Origin of the sequence: Rhizobium sp. SEMIA 4085 (assembly GCF_013004495.1) — a bacterium.
Taxonomy (GTDB): domain Bacteria; phylum Pseudomonadota; class Alphaproteobacteria; order Rhizobiales; family Rhizobiaceae; genus Rhizobium; species Rhizobium gallicum.
Map to the genome: position 1 here is coordinate 1 of NZ_JABEPH010000566.1, position 2,477 is coordinate 2,477.

General features: G+C 59.9%; 2 protein-coding genes. One reads left to right on the top strand and one right to left on the bottom strand.

Going from position 1 to position 2,477, the window contains the following annotated elements; genetic code table 11:
• A partial coding sequence (tig, locus tag C9413_RS31000; RefSeq protein ID WP_170251397.1) for a trigger factor occupies positions 1-1,261 on the top strand: 1,261 nt, incomplete at its 5' end.
• 109 nt (positions 1,262-1,370) lie between these two features.
• Here the strand turns inward: tig and sthA are convergent.
• Positions 1,371-2,477, bottom strand: a 1,107-nt coding sequence (gene sthA, locus C9413_RS31005; RefSeq protein WP_170251398.1) for a Si-specific NAD(P)(+) transhydrogenase, incomplete at its 5' end; no start/stop codon positions are given.

The following is a 2,477-nucleotide window of genomic DNA, read 5'->3' on the forward strand; positions in this document are numbered from 1 at the left end:
GCCTACTCAGATCCTTTCCAGCCGTGGCGAGAAGTCCGCCACGCAGCCGGAAATCGCAATGACGGAAGACAAGGACGAAGCGGACAAGATTCTCGCCGCAGAGCAGGACTTCGAATTCACGCTCTCCTACGAAGTTCTGCCGCCGATTGAACTGAAATCCGTCCAGGGCATCAAGATCACTCGCGAAGTCGTTGATATTTCTGACGAAGAAGTCAACGAGCAAGTTCTCAAGGTTGCCGAAAGCGCCCGTTCTTACGAAACCAAGAAGGGCAAAGCCGCCAATGACGACCGCGTCACGATGGATTACGTCGGCAAGGTCGACGGTGAAGCCTTCGAAGGCGGCACCGATCAGGGTGCTGAACTCGTCCTCGGCTCAGGCCGCTTCATCCCGGGTTTCGAAGACCAGCTCGTCGGCGTCAAGGCTGGCGACGAGAAGATCATCACCGTGACCTTCCCGGCCGACTATCCGGCAAAGAACCTCGCCGGTAAGGAAGCTACCTTCGACGTCACCGTCAAGGAAGTTGCTGCTCCGGCCGACGTGGAAATCAATGACGAGCTGGCAAAGAAGCTCGGCCTCGATTCCGCCGATCGCCTGAAGGAAATCGTCCGCGGCCAGATCGAGTCGCAGTATGGCTCGCTGACCCGCCAGAAGGTCAAGCGCCAGATCCTCGACCAGCTCGACGAGATGTACAAGTTCGAGACCCCGAAGTCGCTCGTCGAAGCCGAATATAACGGCATCTGGAGCCAGGTGAACAACGATCTCGCTCAGTCGGGTAAGACGTTCGAAGACGAAGATACGACGGAAGAGAAGGCCAAGGAAGAATACAAGACACTCGCCGAACGCCGCGTCCGCCTCGGCCTCGTCCTTTCCGAAATCGGCGAAAAGGCCGGTGTCGAAGTGAGCGAAGACGAAATGCAGCGCGCGATCTACGAGCAACTGCGCCAGTATCCGGGCCAGGAGAAGCAGATCCTCGAATTCTTCCGCAGCCAGCCGGGCGCCGCCGCTTCGATCCGCGCCCCGATCTTTGAGGAAAAGGTCATCGATCACCTGCTGACCGAGATCGACGTCACGGACAAGAAGGTCACCAAGGAAGAGCTGCTCGCCGACGAAGAAGGCGAAGGTTCAGCGAAGGAAACCAAGAAGGCCGCGCCGAAGAAAAAAGCAGCCGCAAAGGCTGAAGATTCCGAAGGCGAAGAGGCAGCTGCTCCCAAAAAGAAGGCCGCCCCGAAGAAGAAGGCCTCCGAAGGCGACGCCGAGTAATCGGTTCTTCAAAGGCTGAAATTAAAGGCCCTGCCGGGTTCGGCGGGGCCTTTTCTTTGGGCGGCAATGCGAGTGCTGTGCTGGCAGCGCTGGAAATGAGGCGGGCGGCTCAGAGTTCCGACTTGATGTCGCCCATGCGGTTCCAGGCGTCGAGGCCGGCGATTTTGTAGGCTTCCGCAAGCGTCGGATAATTGAAGGTATTCTCGACGAAATACTCGACGGTGCCCTTAAGGTTGAGCACCGCCTGGCCGATATGCACGAGTTCGGTCGCCCCTTCGCCGACAATGTGCACGCCGAGCAGACGGCGGGTCTTCAGTGAAAAGATCATCTTAAGGAGACCGGTTTCGAGGCCCATGATGTGACCGCGCGAGGTCTCGCGGAACCGGGCGATGCCGCATTCGTAGGGAATGCCGCGCTCCTTGACCTCTTCTTCCGAAAGGCCGCAGGTGGAAATCTCCGGCACGGCATAGATGCCGTAAGGGAAGTATTTCGGAGGCTCCTTGGCGATCGCGCCGATGGCGACGCGGGCGGCGATGCGGCCCTGCTCCATCGAGGTCGAGGCGAGGCTCGGAAAGCCGACGACGTCGCCGGCGGCATAGATGTTCGGCACCGAGGTCTGGAAGGTTTCCGGATTGACCTTCAGTCGGCCGCGGCTGTCTGCCTCGAGGCCTGCGGCAGCAAGGTTGAGCGCGTCCGTCGCCCCCATGCGTCCGGCGGCAAAAAGCACCATGTCTGTCGTCAGGTGGCGACCGTTGTCGAGCGTTAGCGCGACTTTGCCGTTGTCGAGCGTCTCCACTTTGTCCGCCTTCTGGCCGAGCAGCAGTTTCATGTTGCGGTCGCGGAGCTGGTAGGTGAAATCCTCAACGATCTCCTTGTCAATGAAATCGAGCATGGTCGACTTGGGATCGAGCAGAGTCACGGCCGTATCGAGGGCGCTGAAGATCGTCGCATATTCGATGCCGATGACGCCTGCGCCGATGACGACCATCGAACGCGGCAGTTCCTTGATATCGAGCAGTTCGTCGCTGTCGATCACGCTCCTGCCGTCGAAGGGGATGTAGTCCGGGCGGAATGGCTTGGTGCCGACGGCAAGCAGGATGCTGGCGCAGCTGACCTGCATGGTCTCCCCGTCATCCTTGATCACCTGCAGCGTCGAGGGATCAACGAAGCTTGCCCTGCCGCGGGTGTGCTGGGCGCGGGTGCGGGCGCACTGGTG